This is a genomic window from Streptomyces sp. NPDC058092 (genome assembly GCF_042884935.1).
In the GTDB taxonomy this organism is placed as follows: domain Bacteria; phylum Actinomycetota; class Actinomycetes; order Streptomycetales; family Streptomycetaceae; genus Streptomyces.
In genome coordinates, this window is record NZ_JBHVSY010000014.1 from 1 (window position 1) to 17,325 (window position 17,325).

The 17,325-nt window shown below is 71.1% G+C and carries 16 protein-coding genes and 2 pseudogenes; 15 read left to right on the forward strand and 3 right to left on the reverse strand.

Annotation, left to right across the window (positions count from 1 at the left end):
• The 6 genes and pseudogenes from ACFVV1_RS22940 to ACFVV1_RS22965 all read left to right on the forward strand — a co-directional run.
• Positions 1-150 (forward strand): annotated as a pseudogene (locus tag ACFVV1_RS22940) (RNA-guided endonuclease TnpB family protein); the annotation flags it as partial.
• 291 nt (positions 151-441) lie between these two features.
• Positions 442-1,365, forward strand: coding sequence for a DMT family transporter (locus ACFVV1_RS22945; RefSeq protein ID WP_389992138.1), 924 nt, complete (start codon positions 442-444; stop codon positions 1,363-1,365).
• A gap of 150 nt (positions 1,366-1,515) precedes the next feature.
• A complete protein-coding gene (locus ACFVV1_RS22950) occupies positions 1,516-2,733 on the forward strand; it encodes a sensor histidine kinase (RefSeq protein ID WP_389992141.1) in 1,218 nt (405 codons plus the stop codon).
• 82 nt (positions 2,734-2,815) lie between these two features.
• A complete protein-coding gene (locus ACFVV1_RS22955) occupies positions 2,816-3,550 on the forward strand; it encodes a response regulator (protein WP_389992144.1) in 735 nt (244 codons plus the stop codon).
• Positions 3,551-3,605: 55 nt separating this feature from the next.
• Positions 3,606-4,796, forward strand: coding sequence for a cytochrome P450 (locus tag ACFVV1_RS22960; RefSeq protein WP_389992146.1), 1,191 nt, complete (start codon positions 3,606-3,608; stop codon positions 4,794-4,796).
• Between the two features lie 16 nt (positions 4,797-4,812).
• Positions 4,813-5,232: a PaaI family thioesterase gene (locus ACFVV1_RS22965; RefSeq protein WP_389992148.1), complete on the forward strand. Its 420-nt coding sequence runs from the start codon at positions 4,813-4,815 to the stop codon at positions 5,230-5,232.
• 40 nt (positions 5,233-5,272) lie between these two features.
• Here the strand turns inward: ACFVV1_RS22965 and ACFVV1_RS22970 are convergent, their stop codons facing one another.
• Positions 5,273-6,310, reverse strand: coding sequence for a Gfo/Idh/MocA family oxidoreductase (locus tag ACFVV1_RS22970; protein WP_389992150.1), 1,038 nt, complete (start codon positions 6,308-6,310; stop codon positions 5,273-5,275).
• 137 nt (positions 6,311-6,447) lie between these two features.
• Here ACFVV1_RS22970 and ACFVV1_RS22975 point away from each other — a divergent pair, with 137 nt between their 5' ends.
• The 9 genes and pseudogenes from ACFVV1_RS22975 to ACFVV1_RS23015 all read left to right on the forward strand — a co-directional run bounded on the left by ACFVV1_RS22975 (position 6,448) and on the right by ACFVV1_RS23015 (position 16,258).
• Positions 6,448-7,206 (forward strand): GntR family transcriptional regulator, encoded by a 759-nt coding sequence (locus ACFVV1_RS22975; RefSeq protein ID WP_389992153.1) that lies wholly within the window; start codon positions 6,448-6,450, stop codon positions 7,204-7,206.
• A 93-nt stretch (positions 7,207-7,299) separates the two neighbouring features.
• Positions 7,300-8,307 carry a sugar ABC transporter substrate-binding protein gene (locus tag ACFVV1_RS22980; protein WP_389992155.1) on the forward strand — a complete coding sequence of 336 codons (1,008 nt, stop codon included), beginning with the start codon at positions 7,300-7,302 and terminating at the stop codon, positions 8,305-8,307.
• A 194-nt stretch (positions 8,308-8,501) separates the two neighbouring features.
• On the forward strand, positions 8,502-9,485 hold the full coding sequence (locus tag ACFVV1_RS22985; protein ID WP_389992158.1) for a sugar ABC transporter substrate-binding protein: 984 nt from the start codon (positions 8,502-8,504) through the stop codon (positions 9,483-9,485).
• Positions 9,482-10,534: an ABC transporter permease gene (locus tag ACFVV1_RS22990; protein WP_389992161.1), complete on the forward strand. Its 1,053-nt coding sequence runs from the start codon at positions 9,482-9,484 to the stop codon at positions 10,532-10,534. The genes ACFVV1_RS22985 and ACFVV1_RS22990 overlap by 4 nt, the downstream gene beginning before the upstream one ends.
• Positions 10,531-11,391, forward strand: a complete 861-nt coding sequence (locus tag ACFVV1_RS22995) for an ATP-binding cassette domain-containing protein (protein ID WP_389992163.1) — start codon at positions 10,531-10,533, stop codon at positions 11,389-11,391. The genes ACFVV1_RS22990 and ACFVV1_RS22995 overlap by 4 nt, the downstream gene beginning before the upstream one ends.
• 131 nt (positions 11,392-11,522) lie before the next feature.
• Complete coding sequence (locus tag ACFVV1_RS23000; protein ID WP_072486134.1) at positions 11,523-12,686, forward strand: ROK family glucokinase; 1,164 nt, start codon at positions 11,523-11,525, stop codon at positions 12,684-12,686.
• Between the two features lie 14 nt (positions 12,687-12,700).
• A complete protein-coding gene (locus tag ACFVV1_RS23005; RefSeq protein ID WP_389992165.1) occupies positions 12,701-13,291 on the forward strand; it encodes a hypothetical protein in 591 nt (196 codons plus the stop codon).
• A gap of 258 nt (positions 13,292-13,549) precedes the next feature.
• Positions 13,550-15,166: a phosphodiester glycosidase family protein gene (locus ACFVV1_RS23010; protein ID WP_389992168.1), complete on the forward strand. Its 1,617-nt coding sequence runs from the start codon at positions 13,550-13,552 to the stop codon at positions 15,164-15,166.
• A gap of 62 nt (positions 15,167-15,228) precedes the next feature.
• Positions 15,229-16,258, forward strand: a pseudogene (locus ACFVV1_RS23015) (alpha/beta hydrolase).
• A gap of 17 nt (positions 16,259-16,275) precedes the next feature.
• On the opposite strand, the gene ACFVV1_RS23020 reads toward ACFVV1_RS23015, so the two are convergent.
• Positions 16,276-16,476 carry a hypothetical protein gene (locus ACFVV1_RS23020; RefSeq protein ID WP_389992533.1) on the reverse strand — a complete coding sequence of 67 codons (201 nt, stop codon included), beginning with the start codon at positions 16,474-16,476 and terminating at the stop codon, positions 16,276-16,278.
• Positions 16,477-16,771: 295 nt separating this feature from the next.
• On the reverse strand, positions 16,772-17,230 hold the full coding sequence (locus ACFVV1_RS23025; RefSeq protein WP_389992170.1) for a CBS domain-containing protein: 459 nt from the start codon (positions 17,228-17,230) through the stop codon (positions 16,772-16,774).
• Positions 17,231-17,325 lie beyond the last annotated feature (95 nt).

Below are 17,325 nucleotides of genomic sequence, written 5' to 3' on the forward strand. Positions count from 1 at the left end.
ACGACCCACGACCGGGACGTGAACGCAGCGAAGAACCTTCTGGCCGCCGGGCTGGCGGTAACAGTCTGTGGAGCTGGTGTAAGACCTCAACGGAGTTCTCCGGGCGGGCAGTCGGCGACGAAGCAGAAACCCCCACGGCGCGAGCCGTAGGAATCCCCCTCGTTCACGAGGGGGAGGAAGTCAACTGGTCGGGGATCACTGCGGAGTCGGCCCGCTGGGAGCAGGCGTTCTCCCTGGACGACGGCGAGAGCTGGCTGACCAACTGGATCATGGAGCTGGCGCGCCGCTGACACCGACGGCGAAGCACAGGACGACGGATGAGACGGGTATTCCCCGGGCCGGGCACTGCCCGATACGGTGATCGTTCCGCGTGTGAGCCTTCGAAGTCTCCACAGCGCTTCCGCATCATTCCCGCCGTGGAGAACCAGGAGAACCGGCCAGGTGTCCTCGATCGCCGTACCCGCCCTCGCCCCGCCGCGCCGTGCCTGGCTCACGGATCTGCCGGTGCTCCTCGTGGCGGTCGTCTGGGGCTCCAGCTACCTCGCGGCGAAGGGCATCACCACCGCGCAGACCGTCGTCGCCGTCCTGGTACTGCGCTTCGCCGTCGTGCTGCCCGTGCTGGCCGTGGCCGGCCGGCGAAAGCTGCGGGCGCTGAGCGCTGCGCAGTGGCGGGGGGCCGGTCTGCTGGGTCTGGTCCTCAGCGGGATCTTTCTGGTGGAGACGTACGGCGTCGTGCACACCTCGGCGACGAACGCCGGGCTCATCATCAGCCTCACCATGATCTTCACCCCGCTCGCCGAGGCCGCCGTCACCCGCGTCCGGCCGCCCAGGGCCTTCCTCGCCGCCGCCGGGCTCTCGGTGGCCGGTGTGGCGCTGCTGACCCAGGGCGGCGGATTCACCGCCCCGTCGGCGGGCGATCTGCTGATGCTGGTGGCCGCCCTCGCCCGTACCGTGCATGTGCTGCTGATGGCCCGCATCAAGTCGGTGCAGGGGGCGGACTCGCTCTCGCTGACCACGGTCCAGCTCGGCAGCGCGGTCGCCGTCTTCGCCGTGCTCGCCGCCGTGCCCGGCACCGGGGAGGCGCCGTGGACCGTGGCCGCCGGGTTCGGCGTCCGGGAGTGGGGCGGGCTGCTCTTCCTCTCCGTCTTCTGCACGCTCTTCGCCTTCTTCGTACAGATGTGGTCGGTACGCCGCACCTCGCCGTCCCGGGTCAGCCTGCTGCTCGGTACGGAACCGCTGTGGGCCGCCGCCGTGGGCATCGCGATCGGCGGTGAGCGGCTCGGCGCCCTCGGCGTGGTGGGCGGGGTCCTGGTCCTGGCCGGCACCGGCTGGGGGCGCCGGGCGGTGACTCCGGCTGCTCCTTGAGCCGGCCGGCCGCCGCACCACCGCCCGGAACCGGAACCACCCCGAGCATCGGACTGCCGCGCTCCGCCGAAAGTCTCGCGTCCTGCAACTTTGGTGGCTCCTTGCGCCCGAACGCCCGGAACCCGCGCCTGACCTGGGTAGTTTTGTCGTATGACGCGTACGGAGTACCCCTGGCTGCTGCCCTCGGCGATGGCCGATCCCGAGCTGCCCGGTGACCAGGACGGCCGCTCGCGACGCACCGTGCGGGACTGGATCGTCGACATCACCGCCTTCCTCTTCGCGGCGGGGATCGGTCTGCTCGCGGCGGCGACGATCGAGGCCGACCGCACCACCTCCGACGGCGTCCTCTTCGTCGACTGTCTGATCGGGGTCGTCGCCTGCTGCGCCCTGTGGGTACGGCGGCGGTGGCCGGTCGGCCTCGCGGTGGGCCTGATTCTGGTCTCCACCGTCGAACCGGTCGCGGCCGGGGCCATGCTCGTGGCGCTGTTCGGCGTCGCCGTGCACCGGCCGTTCCGCCCCGTGGCGGCCATCGGGGCGCTCGCTCTGGTCACCGCCCCCGTACAGCCGTATCTGCGCCCCGACCCGGGCAGCTCGCTCGTCGAGTCGGTGGTCATCGGTGTGCTGATGTCCCTGCTGGTGCTCAGCTGGGGCATGGTCGTACGGTCCAGGCGCCAGCTCGTCGTCACGCTACGGGAGCGGGCCCGGCGGGCCGAGGCCGAGGCCGGGCTCCGCGCCGAGCAGGCGCAGCGGCTGGCCCGCGAGGCCATCGCCCGGGAGATGCACGATGTCCTCGCCCACCGGCTGACCCTCCTCAGCGTCCATGCCGGCGCCCTCGAATTCCGCCCCGACGCGCCCCCGGCCGAGGTGGCGCGGGCCGCCGGTGTCATCCGGGACAGCGCGCACGACGCGCTCCAGGACCTCCGCGAGATCATCGGCGTCCTGCGCAGCCCCGGCGAGAGCGACGGCCACCGGCCGCAGCCCACCCTCGCCACCCTGGACTCACTGATCGCCGAGTCCCGTCAGGCCGGCATGAAGGTCACCCTCGACAACCGCGTCACCGACCCCGCCGCGGCCCCCGCCGCCACCGGCCGCACGGTGTACCGCATCGCCCAGGAGGGCCTGACCAACGCCCGTAAACACGCACCCGGCGCCGAGGTCACCGTCACCGTCACCGGCGGCCCCGGCGACGGGCTCGCCATCGACGTACGCAATCCGGCGCCCACCGAACCGTTCGAGCAGGTCCCCGGTTCCGGCCAGGGACTCATCGGCCTCACGGAACGCGCCACCCTGGCCGGCGGCCGCCTCGACCACGGGCCCGAGCCGGACGGCGGCTTCGGGATCCGGGCCTGGCTGCCGTGGTCGCCCTGATCGCCCTGCCCGCCGGACGGTCCGGGGCGGACGCAAGGATTCCCGGCGCATCCGGTGCCCGGACCTGACTACGGTTGGCGTCATGACCGACCCGACCCCCGTGGATCCCGTGGCGCGGCCCGTCCGGCTGCTCATCGTCGACGACGACCCGCTCGTGCGGGCCGGTCTCACTCTCATGCTCGGCGGCGCCGACGACATCGACATCGTGGGCGAGGCGGCCGACGGTTCCGAGGTCGCGGATCTTGTCGACCGGCTCCGCCCCGATGTGGTGCTGATGGACATCCGGATGCCGGTCATGGACGGGCTGACGGCGACGGAAGCACTGCGGACCCGTCCCGATGCTCCGGAGGTCATCGTCCTGACGACGTTCCACGCCGACGAACAGGTGCTGCGGGCCATCCGCGCCGGAGCCGCCGGCTTTGTCCTGAAGGACACTTCGCCGGCTCGGATCGTCGACTCGGTGCGGCGGGTGGCGGCCGGTGATCCGGTGCTGTCGCCCGCGGTGACCCGCAGGCTCATGGCCCGCGCCGCCGGGACCGGGTCCGGGGGCGGCCGGGACGGCCGGGTGGACCGCGCCGACCGGGCACGACGGCGGATCGCCACGCTCGCCGACCGGGAACGCGAGGTCGCGATCGCCGTCGGACGCGGCCGCTCCAACGCCGAGATCGCCGCCACGCTCTATCTGAGCGTGGCGACCGTGAAGACGCAGGTGTCCCGGATCCTGGCCAGATTCGATTTCAACAACCGTGTCCAGATCGCGCTGTTGGTGCACGACGCGGGCCTGCTGGACGACGACGGCACGGGCCCGGCGACATAGGCTGAACCGGTCGGTCGCGAGCGATCGAGCCGATCAGACCGGGAGGGGCGATCCCATGTCCGATGCCAGTAGTCAGGCCGATGTCGATCTGCGCGGGGTCAAGGACTTCACCGCGAATCCCTATCCGTACTACGAAAAGCTGCGCGCCGCAGGTCCCGTGCACACCATCCGTACCGACGACTTCGAGCGGATCTGGCTCGTCGTCGGGTACGACGAGGGCCGCGCGGCCCTCGCCGACCAGCGGTTCGGCAAGGAGTGGCAGGGGCTGGTGGACCGGCCCGAGGGGAACGATCCGATCTTCGCCAACATGCTGGAGCTGGACGCACCCCATCACACCCGGCTGCGCAAGCTCGTCACCCGGGAGTTCACCGCACGCCGGGTCGAGGCCCTGCGCCCGCGCGTCCAGCAGATCACCGATGAGCTTCTCGACGCGATGGTGCCCGCCGGGCGCGCCGATCTCGTGGACGCGCTCGCCTTCCCGCTGCCGATGACCGTCATCTGCGAACTGATCGGTGTGCCGGACCTGGACCGGAACACCTTCCGCAAACTGTCGAACGACGTCGTCACCCCGGCCACGCCGGAGCAGGAGCGCGAGGCGGTGGCCGCCATGGGCGCATACCTCGCCGAGCTCATCGAGGACAAGCGGTGCTCGCCGGGTGACGACCTGATGAGCGCCCTGGTCAGGGCACGTGACGAGGAGGGGGACTGGCTGTCGCCCGACGAGCTCGTGGGCATGGCCTTCCTGCTGCTCGTCGCCGGCCATGAGACCACGGTCAACCTGATCTCCAACGGAGTAAGGGCATTGCTCCACCACCCGGAGCAACTGGCCGCACTCCGAGCGGACTTCGGCCTGATCGACGGCGCGGTCGAGGAGATGCTGCGTTACGACGGACCGGTGGAGACCGCCACGTTCCGCTTCCCCCGCGAACCGGTCGAGATCGGGCAGAGGATCATTCCGGCGGGCGAGCCGGTTCTGATCTCCCTGGCGGGCGCCGACCGCGACCCCGGCCGCTACCCGGAACCGGACCGCTTCGACATCCGCCGCGAGGCCCAGGGCCATCTGGCCTTCGGGCACGGCGTGCACTTCTGCCTGGGTGCGCCGCTGGCCCGGATGGAGGGCGGGATCGCGATCCGTACGCTGCTGGAGCGGTGCCCCGGTCTCGCACTGGACGCGGACGCGGGGGAGCCGGACTGGCTCCCGGGGATGCTGATCCGTGGGTTCCGCGAGCTGCCCGTCCGCTGGTGAGGTAAGAAGCTCTGCCATGACCGGACTTGATTTGCAGATGGCGCAGAAGGTCCTCGACAGCCAGCCGTTCAGCGGGCTCGTCGGGGCGCGGATCACCGCCTTCGGGGACGGCGCCGCCACCCTCGAAGTGGACATTCGTCGGGAACTCCAGCAGCAGAACGGCTTTCTGCACGGCGGAGTCCTGGCCTACGCCGCCGACAACTCGATCACCTTCGCCGCCGGGACGACGCTCGGCCCGGCCGTGCTGACCGGCGGTTTCTCCATCCAGTACATACGGCCCGCCACCGGCCGCACACTCATCGCCCGCGCCGACGTCGTGCACACCGGCCGCCGTCAGGCCGTGGTCCGCTGCGAGCTGTTCGCCGCGGCGGAGGACGGGGTGAGGACGCTCTGCGCGGTCGCCCAGGGGACCGTACTGTCCGCCACACCGTCCTGAAGTGCCTTGACCGCGCCCCCGGCGGCCGGGGCGCAGCAGTTCATCCCGCGGAGCGAGCACCGGACCGGGCGGCCGCTCCGTAGGCGATCTCCGCGATCTCCACGGGGCGCCGCTCCCGGCGGGACACCTCGCACGCCTCCGCGATCAGCAGCGCGTACCACGCCTCCCGGCCGTCGCACGGATTGGGCAGCGCGCCCCGCACCACCCCTACGAACGCGTCCAGTTCCGCCTCGTACGCCGGGGCGAACCGTTCCAGGAAGCCCGGCCAGGGACTGTGCGGTGCGGCTGGGCCCTGCGGCTCGGCCGAGGTGACCGGCGTACGGTCGTCCAGGCCGACCGTGATCTGGCCGAGCTCGCCCGCCAGTTCCATCCGTACGTCGTAACCGGCGCCGTTGCAGCGGGTGGCCGTCGCCGTGGCCAGGGTGCCGTCGTCGAGAGTGAGCAGGGCCGCCGCCGTGTCGACGTCGCCGGCCGCCCGGAACATCTCGGGCCCGGCGTCCGATCCGGTGGCGTACACCTCGGTCACCTCACGGCCGGTCACCCACCGCAGCATGTCGAAGTCATGGACCAGACAGTCGCGGTACAGCCCGCCGGAGAGCGGCAGATACGCGGCGGGCGGCGGCGCGGGGTCCATCGTCATCGCCCGCACGGTGTGCAGCCGGCCCAGCGCCCCCGCCCGCACGGCGACGCGCGCCGCCCCGTACCCGGCGTCGAACCTGCGCATGAAGCCCAGTTGGAGGACGCTTCCCGCCCGTTCGACCGCACGCAGCGCGCTCAGCGTCCCCGGCAGGTCCAGGGCGATCGGTTTCTCGCAGAACGCGGGCAGTCCCGCCCGCGCGGCCTGCCCGATCAGCTCCGCGTGCGCCGACGTGGCCGAGGCGATCACCACGGCATCCACACCCGCGCCGAACACCTCGGCGGCGCTGTCCGCGGCCGTCGCGCCGATGCGGTCCGCGACCTCGGCCGCCCGCGCCCGGTCGGTGTCCGTCACCACCAGGGCGTCGACCTCGGGATGGCGGGCCAGCACGCCCGCGTGGAAGGAACCGATCCGTCCGGTGCCGATGAGTCCGATGCGCATGGACCCAACGTGACGCCCGCGGGCTGCGCTGTCAACCATATGTCCTGACAAGGGGTGGCTTGTTCGGTGTTCATGCTGTCCGGACAACAGGACGACCTGACTACCGGAGGTTCTGATGTGGGGGTTACCCTCCACGCGTGCCCGAACCCACCCCCGACCCCGCCGCGCTCGAGCTCGGCGTGGACCGCACCAGCCCTGTTCCGCTGTACTACCAGCTGGCCCAGCAGCTGGAAGCGGCCATCGAGCAGGGCCGGCTCGCCCCCGGCAGCCTCCTCGGCAACGAGATCGAGCTCGCGGCCCGGCTCGGCCTGTCCCGGCCCACCGTCCGCCAGGCCATCCAGTCACTGGTCGACAAGGGCCTGATGGTCCGCCGCCGCGGCGTCGGCACCCAGGTCGTACACAGCAGGGTCCGCCGCCCGCTCGAACTGAGCAGCCTGTACGACGACCTGGAGGCGGCGGGCGGGCACCCCACGACCCGCGTCCTGCGCAACACCGTCGAACCCGCCGGAGCCGACGTCGCCGACGCCCTCGGAATCGCGGCGGGCACCGACGTACACCTCGTCGAACGGCTGCGCTACGCGCACGACGAGCCGCTGGCACTCCTGCGCAACCACGTGCCCCTCGGGATCGTCGACCTCGACACCGGACGGCTGGAGACCACCGGCCTCTACCGGATGATGCGGGGCGCCGGCATCACCCTGCACAGCGCCCGCCAGACCGTCGGCGCCCGGCTCGCCACCGCCGAGGAGGCGGCCGGACTCGCCGAGACGGAAGGGGCCGCCGTGCTGACGATGGAGCGCACCACCTTCGACGACACCGGGCGCGCGGTCGAGTTCGGCTCCCACATCTACCGGGCCTCGCGCTACTCCTTCGACTTCCAGCTGCTCGTACGGTGACGACGGCCCCACGGCCCCGTTGACGTCTCGTACGCCCGCCGCTAGAACTCACCCAGCCGCACTCGGGCGGCCGGGAGAGAAGGCGGATCCACCATGCGTACCCCTCGCAAGGCAGCAACCCTGATCGCCGCGGCCGCCATCGGCATCGGCCTCACCGTCGGCGGATGCAGCAGCTCCGGCGGCGAGCGCGCCGAGGAGAAGCCCCAGGGCGGCGGCAGCGGAGGCAAAGCGGCCGCCACCCCGCGGATGAAGATCGCGATGGTCACGCACTCGGGGGAGGGCGACACCTTCTGGGACATCGTGCAGAGCGGCGCGAAACAGGCCGCCGCCAAGGACAACGTCGAGTTCCTGTACTCGGCGAACAAGGAGGGCAAGGAACAGGCCCAGCTCGTCCAGGCCGCCATCGACCAGAAGGTCGACGGCATCGTTGTCACCCTCGCCAAGCCGGAAGCGGTCAAGGACGTCGTCGCCAAGGCCGTGAAGGCCGGCATACCTGTCGTGACCATCAACTCGGGCGCGCAGTTCTCCCGGGAGATCGGCGCGCTCGGGCACATCGGGCAGGACGAGAAGGTCGCGGGCGAGGCCGTCGGCGAGGAGCTCGATGCGCGGGGCCGCAAGAAGGCCGTCTGCGTCGTCCACGAGCAGGGCAACGTCTCGCTGGAGGAGCGCTGCGCCGGAGTGCGGAAGACCTTCGGGGGCACCGTCGAGAACCTCAACGTCGAGGGCACCAACATGCCCGCCTCCACCTCGTCGATCGAGGCGAAGCTCCAGGCCGACCAGGGCATCGACGCGATCGTCACCCTCGGCGCCCCCTTCGCGGCCGCCTCCGTCAAGGCCAAGGAGGGTGCCGGCAGCCGCGCCGAGGTCGACACCTTCGATCTGAACGCCGAGGTCGTCAAGCGGCTGAAGGCCCAGGAGGTCGGCTTCGCCGTCGACCAGCAGCCCTACCTCCAGGGCTATCTGGCCGTCGACGAACTGTGGCTGAACAAGACCAACGGAAACGTCGTCGGCGGCGGAAAGCCGGTGCTCACCGGCCCGGCGATCGTCACCGCCGCCGACGTACCGCAGCTGGAGGAGTACACCGCGCGCGGCACCCGATGACCCTCCCGCGCACCGCCGCGCACAACCGGTGCCCGCGCGCCTGCCCCGCCCCTGCCGGGTGGCGCCGTCGGCGGCTCGGGGATACTTGGCCAGCCGGGCAGGGCGTGAATCGTCCCCGGCCCCACCAAAGAGCACAGCGAGCAGCACAAGAAGGGCACGGCGTCGTGGCAAGGGTTCGGACAGGGGTACGTGCGATGGGCGCTGTGCTTGCGGCGGTGCTGGGGGCTTCCCTCGTGGGATGCAGCAGCACCGGCGGCAAGCGGGCGGAGGAGCGCGCGGCCCGGGCTGCCGCCGAGGGCCGGTCCGCAGTGACCACGCCCCGCTGGACCTTCGCCATGGTCACCCACTCGGGCGACGGCGACACCTTCTGGGACATCGTCCAGCGGGGCGCCGAACAGGCAGCCGTCAAGGACAACATCAAGTTCCTGTACTCGCACAACGACGAGGCGCAGCAGCAGGCCCAGCTCGTCCAGGCCGCCATCGACCAGAAGGTCGACGGGCTGATCGTCACGCTCGCCAAGCCCGACGCGATGAAGGACGTCGTCGCCAAGGCCACCAGGGCCGGCATCCCGGTGATCACGGTGAACTCGGGCTCCGCGGAGTCCAGGCAGTTCGGCGCGCTCACCCACATCGGCCAGGACGAGTCCATCGCGGGCGAGGCGGTCGGCGACGAGCTGAACGCACGCGGCCGCAAGAAGGCCCTGTGCATCCTGCACGAGCAGGGCAATGTCGGCCACGAGCAGCGCTGCGCCGGAGCGAAGAAGACGTTCGACGGGCAGATGCAGAACCTGTACGTCGAGGGCACCAACATGCCCGACGTCCAGGCGTCCATCGAGGCGAAGCTCCAGGCCGACAAGGGCATCGACGCGGTCGTCACCCTCGGGGCACCGTTCGCGGACGCGGCCGTCAAGGCGAAGAAGACCGCGGGCAGCAAGGCCGAGATCGACACCTTCGACCTGAACGCCAAGGTCGCCACCGCCCTCCAGGACAAGAGCCTCGGCTTCGCCGTCGACCAGCAGCCCTACCTCCAGGGGTACGAGGCCGTCGACCTGCTCTGGCTCTACCGCTACAACCGCAATGTGCTCGGCGGCGGCCGCCCGGTCCTCACCGGACCGCAGATCATCACCTCGAAGGACGCCGCCGAGCTGGCGGAATACACGAAGCGGGGGACCCGATGAGCACCGTCACAGGCCCACCCGCCCCGGCCGCGGCCGACGAGCGGCTGCTGCGCACCTCACCGCTGCGCAGACTGCTCGGCCGCCCCGAGCTCGGCTCGGTCGTCGGCGCCGCGGCCGTCTTCATCTTCTTCTCGATCGTTGCCGACAGCTTCCTGCGCGCCTCCAGCCTCGGCACGGTGCTGTACGCGGCCTCCACCATCGGGATCATGGCCGCACCGGTGGCGCTGCTGATGATCGGCGGCGAGTTCGACCTCTCCGCCGGTGTCCTGGTCACCAGCTCCGCGCTGATCTCGTCGATGTTCAGTTACCAGATGACGGCCAACGTCTGGGTCGGCGTCCTGGTGTCGCTGCTGGTCACGCTGGCCATCGGGGCGTTCAACGGCTTCATGCTGACCCGTACCAGACTGCCGAGCTTCATCATCACGCTCGGCACGTTCCTGATGCTGACCGGCCTCAATCTGGGCTTCACCAAGCTGATCAGCGGGACGGTGTCGACGAAGTCCATCGGCGACATGGAGGGCTTCGACTCGGCCCGTCAGGTCTTCGCCTCGCAGTGGACCATCGGTGGCGTCGAGTTCAAGGTCACCATCCTGTGGTGGGCCGTGCTCGTCGCGATCGCCACCTGGATCCTGCTCCGCACCCGCTTCGGCAACTGGATCTTCGCAGTCGGCGGCGAGGCCGACGCGGCCCGCGCGGTCGGCGTCCCGGTGATCCGTACCAAGATCGGGCTCTACCTCGGGGTCGCCTTCGCCGCCTGGGTCTCCGGGCAGCATCTGCTGTTCTCGTACGACGTGGTGCAGTCCGGCGAGGGCGTCGGCAACGAGCTGATCTACATCATCGCGGCCGTCATCGGCGGCTGCCTGATCACCGGCGGCTACGGCTCCGCGATCGGCTCCGCGGTCGGTGCCTTCATCTTCGGCATGACCAGCAAGGGCATCGTGTACGCGGAGTGGAACCCGGACTGGTTCAAGTTCTTCCTCGGAGCCATGCTGCTCCTGGCCACCCTGCTCAACGCATGGGTACGCAAACGCGCGGAGGCGACGAAATGACGGCCCCCCAGGCACCGGCCGACCGGGAGACGTCCCACCGGGCGCTCGTCGAGCTGGACCACGTCAGCAAGTTCTACGGCAACATCAAGGCGCTCCAGGACGTCTCGCTGGAGGTCCACGCGGGGGAGATCTCCTGTGTCCTCGGTGACAACGGCGCCGGCAAGTCCACCCTGATCAAGATCATCGCGGGTCTGCACCGGCACGACGCGGGAACCTTCCTCATCGACGGCGAGGAGACCAACCTCGCCAACCCGCGCGACGCGCTGGACCGCGGCATCGCCACGGTCTACCAGGACCTGGCCGTCGTCCCCCTCATGCCGGTCTGGCGGAACTTCTTCCTCGGTTCCGAGCCGACCACCGGCACGGGCCCCTTCAAGCGCCTCGACGTGCGGCTGATGCGCGAGACGACCCGCGCCGAGCTGCTGCGCATGGGCATCGACCTGCGCGACGTCGACCAGCCGATCGGCACGCTCTCCGGCGGCGAGCGCCAGTGCGTCGCCATCGCGCGGGCCGTCTACTTCGGCGCGAAGGTCCTCGTCCTGGACGAGCCGACCGCCGCGCTCGGCGTCAAGCAGTCCGGGGTCGTCCTCAAGTACGTCGCGGCCGCCCGAGACGCCGGTCTCGGCGTGGTCCTCATCACGCACAACCCGCACCACGCGTATCTCGTCGGTGACCGGTTCGTCCTGCTCAAGCGGGGCGCCATGGCCGGCAGCCACACCCGGTCGAGCATCACGCTGGACGAACTGACCCGTCAGATGGCGGGCGGCAGCGAGCTGGAGGAGCTCGGCCACGAGCTGGAGCGGGCCCCGGGACCGACCCATCTCGGCGGCCACCCGGTCACCGACGACCCGCGGTAGCCCGGACCGGTACCGGACCCGGCCGAAGGTTCCGCCGACCGCGCTGCCCCCGGCAGTGGCAGAATCGAGCCCGACGGGCGCAGTCCGCCGCCGGGAGCACCGCCCCCGGCCCCCCAGACCCCGCAGGGACGATGAGCACGTACCGCGACTTCACACACCGCGGCTCCGCCCGCGCCACCGTCCTGCGGACCGTGGGCACCCGGGAGCGGCGCTCGCACCTCACGGCGCCGCGGGTACCCACCGTCGGCATCGACATCGGGGGCACGAAGGTGATGGCCGGCGTCGTCGACGCCGACGGCAACATCCTGGAGCAGTTGCGCACCGAGACGCCGGACAAGTCCAAGAGCCCCAAGGTCGTCGAGGACACCATCGTCGAGCTGGTCCTGGACCTCTCCGACCGGCACGACGTGCACGCTGTCGGCATCGGGGCGGCCGGCTGGGTCGACGCGGATCGTTCCAAGGTGTTGTTCGCCCCGCACCTCGCCTGGCGCGACGAACCACTGCGCGACGCCCTCGCCTCCCGCCTCGTCGTCCCCGTCATGGTCGACAACGACGCGAACACCGCCGCCTGGGCGGAGTGGCGCTTCGGGGCGGGCCGCGGCGAGGACCACCTCGTCATGATCACGCTCGGTACCGGCATCGGCGGCGCGATCCTGGAGGACGGTCAGGTCAAGCGAGGCAAGTACGGCGTCGCCGGTGAGTTCGGCCACATGCAGGTGGTGCCCGGCGGGCACCGCTGCCCCTGCGGGAACCGCGGCTGCTGGGAGCAGTACAGCTCCGGCAACGCCCTGGTCCGCGAGGCCAAGGAGCTGGCCGCGGCCGACTCCCCGGTGGCGCACGGCATCATCGAGCGGGTCAAGGGCAACATCCCCGACATCACGGGGCCGCTCATCACCGAACTGGCCCGCGAGGGCGACGCGATGTGCGTCGAGCTCCTCCAGGACATCGGCCAGTGGCTCGGCGTCGGCATCGCCAATCTGGCCGCCGCGCTCGACCCCTCCTGCTTCGTCATCGGGGGCGGCGTCAGCGCCGCCGACGATCTGCTGATCGGCCCCGCCAGGGACGCCTTCAAGCGCCACCTCACCGGCCGCGGCTACCGCCCCGAGGCCCGGATCGCGAAGGCGCAGCTCGGCCCGGAGGCAGGTATGGTCGGCGCCGCCGACCTGGCCCGGCTGGTGGCCCGCAGATTTCGCCGTACCAACCGTCGTCGCGTCGAGCGGTACGAGCGGTACGCGCAGATCTACGACCAGGCCGCGAGCACCATCCGTAACACGCGCAACACTCGTACCTCCTAGGGATCTCCACAGACATGACCGCAGCCGAGCACCCCGTCCTGCCGCGCCAGTCCTCGCCGCCCGACGACGAAAGGCCGCCGCAGGACCGGCGCCGGATGATCCGCCGCCGTCTGATCACGGCGACCATCATCGTGCTGCTCATCGGCATCCCGGCGGGCTACCTGCTGATCTCCGCGGGCCAGAGCCGCCGCTCCGGCCAGAACAAGGAGGCCGAGGCCTCCGCGCAGGGGCTCCGGGAGGGCTGGCCGTCCCGGTTGCAGCGCCGGATCTTCGAGCTGCCGATGCCCGGCAACGCGCTGGACGTGCAGTATTACGAAACCAACAACTGGAAGGCCAGCCGCCTGTACGTGGAGTTCCGCACCACGTCCGCCGGCCTCGACCGGTTCCTGAGCCGGATGGGCAGCGGCCGCGCCGACCTGGAGACGGGCAAGGTCAGCATCGGCCCCCGCGACCAGGAGATCTCCGGCTGGAGCTTCGACCCGGGTCTCCAGTGGGCGGGCACCAAGCACACCAACAAGGACCCGCGGCCCGATCAGGACATCACCGTGAACATGACCGATCCGATGAACCCTGTCGTTTATGTCGTATCCGCGGCGACCCCCTGACCGGGAGCCGGCAGGCCGCTCACCAACCTGGAGCGAGTGAGCGACGCAGTGACATGAATACCCCGCAGCCCGTGCAGCAGCAGAGCCGGCCCGCGCCTGACGCCGCGCAGCCGACGCACCAGGGTTGTCGTGGCGGGTACGGCCGCTGGAGCCGCGCCACCGACGGAAGAGCGGGCGAGGAGATGGACGTGCACACGTCTTGACTGGTGGCCGCTGCCGCACGCACCGTTGCGGGGCCATTCTTTCCAAGGGGGGTACGTGAACAGCAAGTTGCTCGGTGCGTGTACGGTCCTGGCCCTCTTCGCCGTGGTGGGCGCCTTGCCGGCGCCCGCCTCCTCCGAGCCGCGGCCGGGGCCGACGCGTGTTCTGCCGCTGGGCGCCGTCGGCTTGACCGAGACCCGCAGCACGCGGACGTTGCAGCCCGGTGTCACCCTCACGCGGATCGTGCGCGGTGCCGCCGCCCCGGCGCTTGCGTGGACGGTCGAGGTCTCCATACCCGGCGGCGCCACCTCGCCGGACCCCGACGCGCCGCCGACGGCGCTGAAGGACCGGGCGAGCGCCGACGAGCTTGCTGCCGACTTGCAGGAGGACGGCTTCGACGCCCGGGTCGAGACGGTCACGACTCCGGCGGTCGCCGACTACGCCGGTGGAACGCTTGGGTGGCGGGTCCGGGTCGGGCAGTTCGACTCGCAGTCCGCCGGGACCGCCGAGCGCACCCGGCTGAGAGGGGCCGGGTACGCAGGGTCCGTCGTGTACACCGGCTGGGACGGGAACCCGGCGGACCGTGGCCCGTGGCGGATCGACGTGCTCACCATCGACCCGGACCGGTTCCGCGGCGGTCTCAAGGCGTCGTACGGTCCCGATCTGGAGAACCGCGAGAAGACCAGTGAGCTGGCAGCCGCCGCCGGCGCGACCGCGGCGGTCAACGGCGGGTTCTTCGTCCTCGACCCGAGCGCCGGAGCGCCGGGCGATCCGGCCGGCGTCGGCGTCTACGACGGCCGGCTGCTGAGCGAGCCGGTGAACGGACGCCCCGGCCTGGTGATGCGCGACTCCGGCCGGCACAGCGGGGTCGCCCGGCTCACCTGGAAGGGACGGGTCGTCGGCCGCGACGCGTCGCAACCCCTGGACGGCGTCGACCGTGTACCGGGCTTGATCAGGAACTGCGGCGGCACCGCCGACGACACTCCGACCTCGCTGCCCCTGCACGACGTGACCTGCACCGACCGCGACGAACTCGTTGCGTTCACGCCGGACTACGGACGGCGGACGCCGCAGGGCGACGGCCTGGAGGCCGTACTGGACAGCCGCGGGCGGGTCCTCGAACTCCGCTCACCGCGCGGCGGACCGCTGCCGGCCGGCGGCAGCTCCGTGCAGGCGACCGGCACGTGCGTCGCCGAGCTGGCCATCCTGGCGCAGGTCGGCCGACCCCTGCGCATCGAGGGGACGTTGCGGGACGGCAGCGGTCGCAAGGTCTCCCCATCACCGGCGACCAGCATCTTCAACGGCGGCCCCGAACTGGTCCGCGACGGGCGGCTGCACGTTACGCCTGCCACCGACGGTATGGTGCAGCCCGGCAACGCGAGCTTCTACTACGGCTGGGTGCACAAGCGCAACCCACGCACGCTGGCCGGGGTGGACGCCGCCGGCAGGACCGTGTTCGTCACCGCCGACGGACGCAGCACGGGCGCTCTCGGGCTGAGCATCCCCGAGAGCGCCGCCGTCGCCCGGGCACTCGGCCTGCGCGACGCGGTCAATCTCGACGGCGGCGGGTCGACCACCATGGTCGTCGACGGAGAAGTGATCAACACCCCGTCCGACGCGGCCGGTGAACGCCCCGTCGGGGATGCACTGCTGATCCTGCCGGACCGGGGCTGACCCGGCCCGGTCCGAGAACACCAGAGCCAGCGACCGCCGACCACCGACCGCCGGGAGCCGCCATGACCGCCGTCCCGATCCGCCGATCCCGCCTCCTGCTCGTCCTTGCCGCGCTGCTGCTCGCCCTGGCATCGACCCCGCCGGCGCTCGCCACCGCGTCGACGGTGTCACCGGCCCGGGAGGCGGGCGGGTCAGGGGCCCCGTCCCGGGGTGCCGAGGTCGTCGCGGTCACCCAGGTCGCCGACCGGCAGGTCGACTTGTCGGTCCGTTCACCGGCCCTCGGCGGCCGGACGGTGAACGTACGTCTGCTCACGCCCGATGGCTGGGACCCGGGCGACCGGAGCCGGCACTGGCCGACGCTCTGGCTGCTGCACGGCTGCTGCGGGGACTACACGTCGTGGACCGCTCGGACCGACGTCGCGCGGACCGACAGCCTGCGCGACGTCCTCGTGGTCATGCCGGAGGCCGGCTGGAACGGCTGGTACAGCGACTGGTGGAACTACGGGCAGGGCGGTGACCCGGCGTGGGAGACCTTCCACACCAAGGAACTGCGCCTGCTCCTTGAGCACGACTGGGGGGCGAGCAGGAACCGCGTCGTGGCGGGACTTTCGATGGGTGGCCAGGGCGCCCTGCTGTATGCCGCCCGGCACCCCGGGATGTTCAAGGCGGCCGCGGCGTACTCCGGTTCCGTGCACCCGCTGCTCAACGACGAGTCGACGAACCGCATCATGGGGTTCTTCGCCGGTCAGGGCGACGACCCGCTGAGGGTCTGGGGCGACCCGGTCGCGCAACGTGACGTCTGGGCGGCCCACGACCCGTTCCACCTGGCCAAGCGCCTCACGTCGATCCCCGTCTACCTGTCGTGCGGTGACGGCACCACCGGCCCCTTGGACCCCCCCGGGCAGCACGAGTGCGCTCGAGGCGGACTTCAACAGGCAGAACCAGGCCCTTGCGAGCGAGCTCGAACGCAAGGGCGCGAAGCACGTGATCACCAACTTCTACGGACCGGGGACCCACGGCTGGCCGTACTGGCAGCGCGAGTTGCACTCCTCGCTACCGATGCTGCTCCAGGCCCTGAGGGCCGACGGCTGAACGGCTGTGTGCCGAGATCATCCGCCAGGGCGTCCCCGCCGCGCCATGGCCGACCGCCTCGGGTAGGCGCACGGGCGCAGCCGGGACGAACGTGCCCGACCGGCTTGTGCGATGAGTGGTCGTGCGGTCAGCCGGGCCGGCTTCTCCGCGTCGGCCACCGAGTGCGCCGAGGTGTACGCGGACGGCATGGCCACCCCGCGAACGTCGACCGCCCCCATGGCGTCGCAGGCGAGGGCGGCGGCCAGGGCCGAGTCGATGAACCTGCCTCGGCGGCCCGGGCCCTGTCGCCCTCCTGCCACAGGTCCTCGCAGATCTCGAGTGCCACATCGACGCCGTGCACCCGTACCACGGGGAGCGTGTCGCCGGGCATGCCGAGACGTAGCCGGGCATGCCGAGACGTAGGTGATTCGCCCGCCGAGTCCGATCGTCACACCGACATGATGGGGCTCTCTCGCCCCGCCAGGCAGCACAGATCACCACCTGGCCGGGCTCCTCGGGGTTCGGCGAGACGCCTCAGTCCGCGGACTGGCCGGACGTCCCGGCACTCGCGTATACGCGGCTCGCGAACTCGGCGATCTGTTCGTCGCGCAGATTCTTCGCAAGATTTGCCTCCGTGATCATGCCGACCAGACGGTGGCCGCCCTGGACGTCGATCACCGGCAACCGCTTGATCTGGTGTTCCTCCATGGTCGTCAGGACATCGCCGGCGTCCGCTTCGGCATCGATCCAGTGCACCTTGGCCTTGAGTGATCCGGCCTGCACGGTTGCCGGGTCGATGCCCTCGGCGCAGCACTTGACGACGATGTCACGGTCGGTGATCAAGCCTGTGAGCTTGTTGTTGTCGCCGCAGATGGGCAGGCAACCGACGTTCAGATCGCGCATCATCTTCGCCACGTCGAACAGCGACTGGTGCGCACCGACGCACTGCACGCCGCCGGACATGATGTCTCGCGCTCGCAGCTTCTCAGCCATGATTTCCTCCCGTTCCGACAGCGTTGCCTCCTGCGTCATCGATCACAACACGAATGGCTCAACACCGCTCCTCGGAAGCGTCGGCGATACAGGGA

Bases quoted from the DNA above. Each gene is read 5' to 3' on its own strand.
- ACFVV1_RS22950 (WP_389992141.1), top strand. From the start codon at position 1,516: ATGACGCGTACGGAGTACCCCTGGCTGCTGCCCTCGGCGATGGCCGAT.
- ACFVV1_RS22955 (WP_389992144.1), top strand. From the start codon at position 2,816: ATGACCGACCCGACCCCCGTGGATCCCGTGGCGCGGCCCGTCCGGCTG.
- ACFVV1_RS22960 (WP_389992146.1), top strand. From the start codon at position 3,606: ATGTCCGATGCCAGTAGTCAGGCCGATGTCGATCTGCGCGGGGTCAAG.
- ACFVV1_RS22965 (WP_389992148.1), top strand. From the start codon at position 4,813: ATGACCGGACTTGATTTGCAGATGGCGCAGAAGGTCCTCGACAGCCAG.
- ACFVV1_RS22970 (WP_389992150.1), bottom strand. From the start codon at position 6,310: ATGCGCATCGGACTCATCGGCACCGGACGGATCGGTTCCTTCCACGCG.
- ACFVV1_RS22980 (WP_389992155.1), top strand. From the start codon at position 7,300: ATGCGTACCCCTCGCAAGGCAGCAACCCTGATCGCCGCGGCCGCCATC.
- ACFVV1_RS22985 (WP_389992158.1), top strand. From the start codon at position 8,502: ATGGGCGCTGTGCTTGCGGCGGTGCTGGGGGCTTCCCTCGTGGGATGC.
- ACFVV1_RS22990 (WP_389992161.1), top strand. From the start codon at position 9,482: ATGAGCACCGTCACAGGCCCACCCGCCCCGGCCGCGGCCGACGAGCGG.
- ACFVV1_RS22995 (WP_389992163.1), top strand. From the start codon at position 10,531: ATGACGGCCCCCCAGGCACCGGCCGACCGGGAGACGTCCCACCGGGCG.
- ACFVV1_RS23000 (WP_072486134.1), top strand. From the start codon at position 11,523: ATGAGCACGTACCGCGACTTCACACACCGCGGCTCCGCCCGCGCCACC.
- ACFVV1_RS23005 (WP_389992165.1), top strand. From the start codon at position 12,701: ATGACCGCAGCCGAGCACCCCGTCCTGCCGCGCCAGTCCTCGCCGCCC.
- ACFVV1_RS23020 (WP_389992533.1), bottom strand. From the start codon at position 16,476: ATGGGGGCGGTCGACGTTCGCGGGGTGGCCATGCCGTCCGCGTACACC.
- ACFVV1_RS23025 (WP_389992170.1), bottom strand. From the start codon at position 17,230: ATGGCTGAGAAGCTGCGAGCGCGAGACATCATGTCCGGCGGCGTGCAG.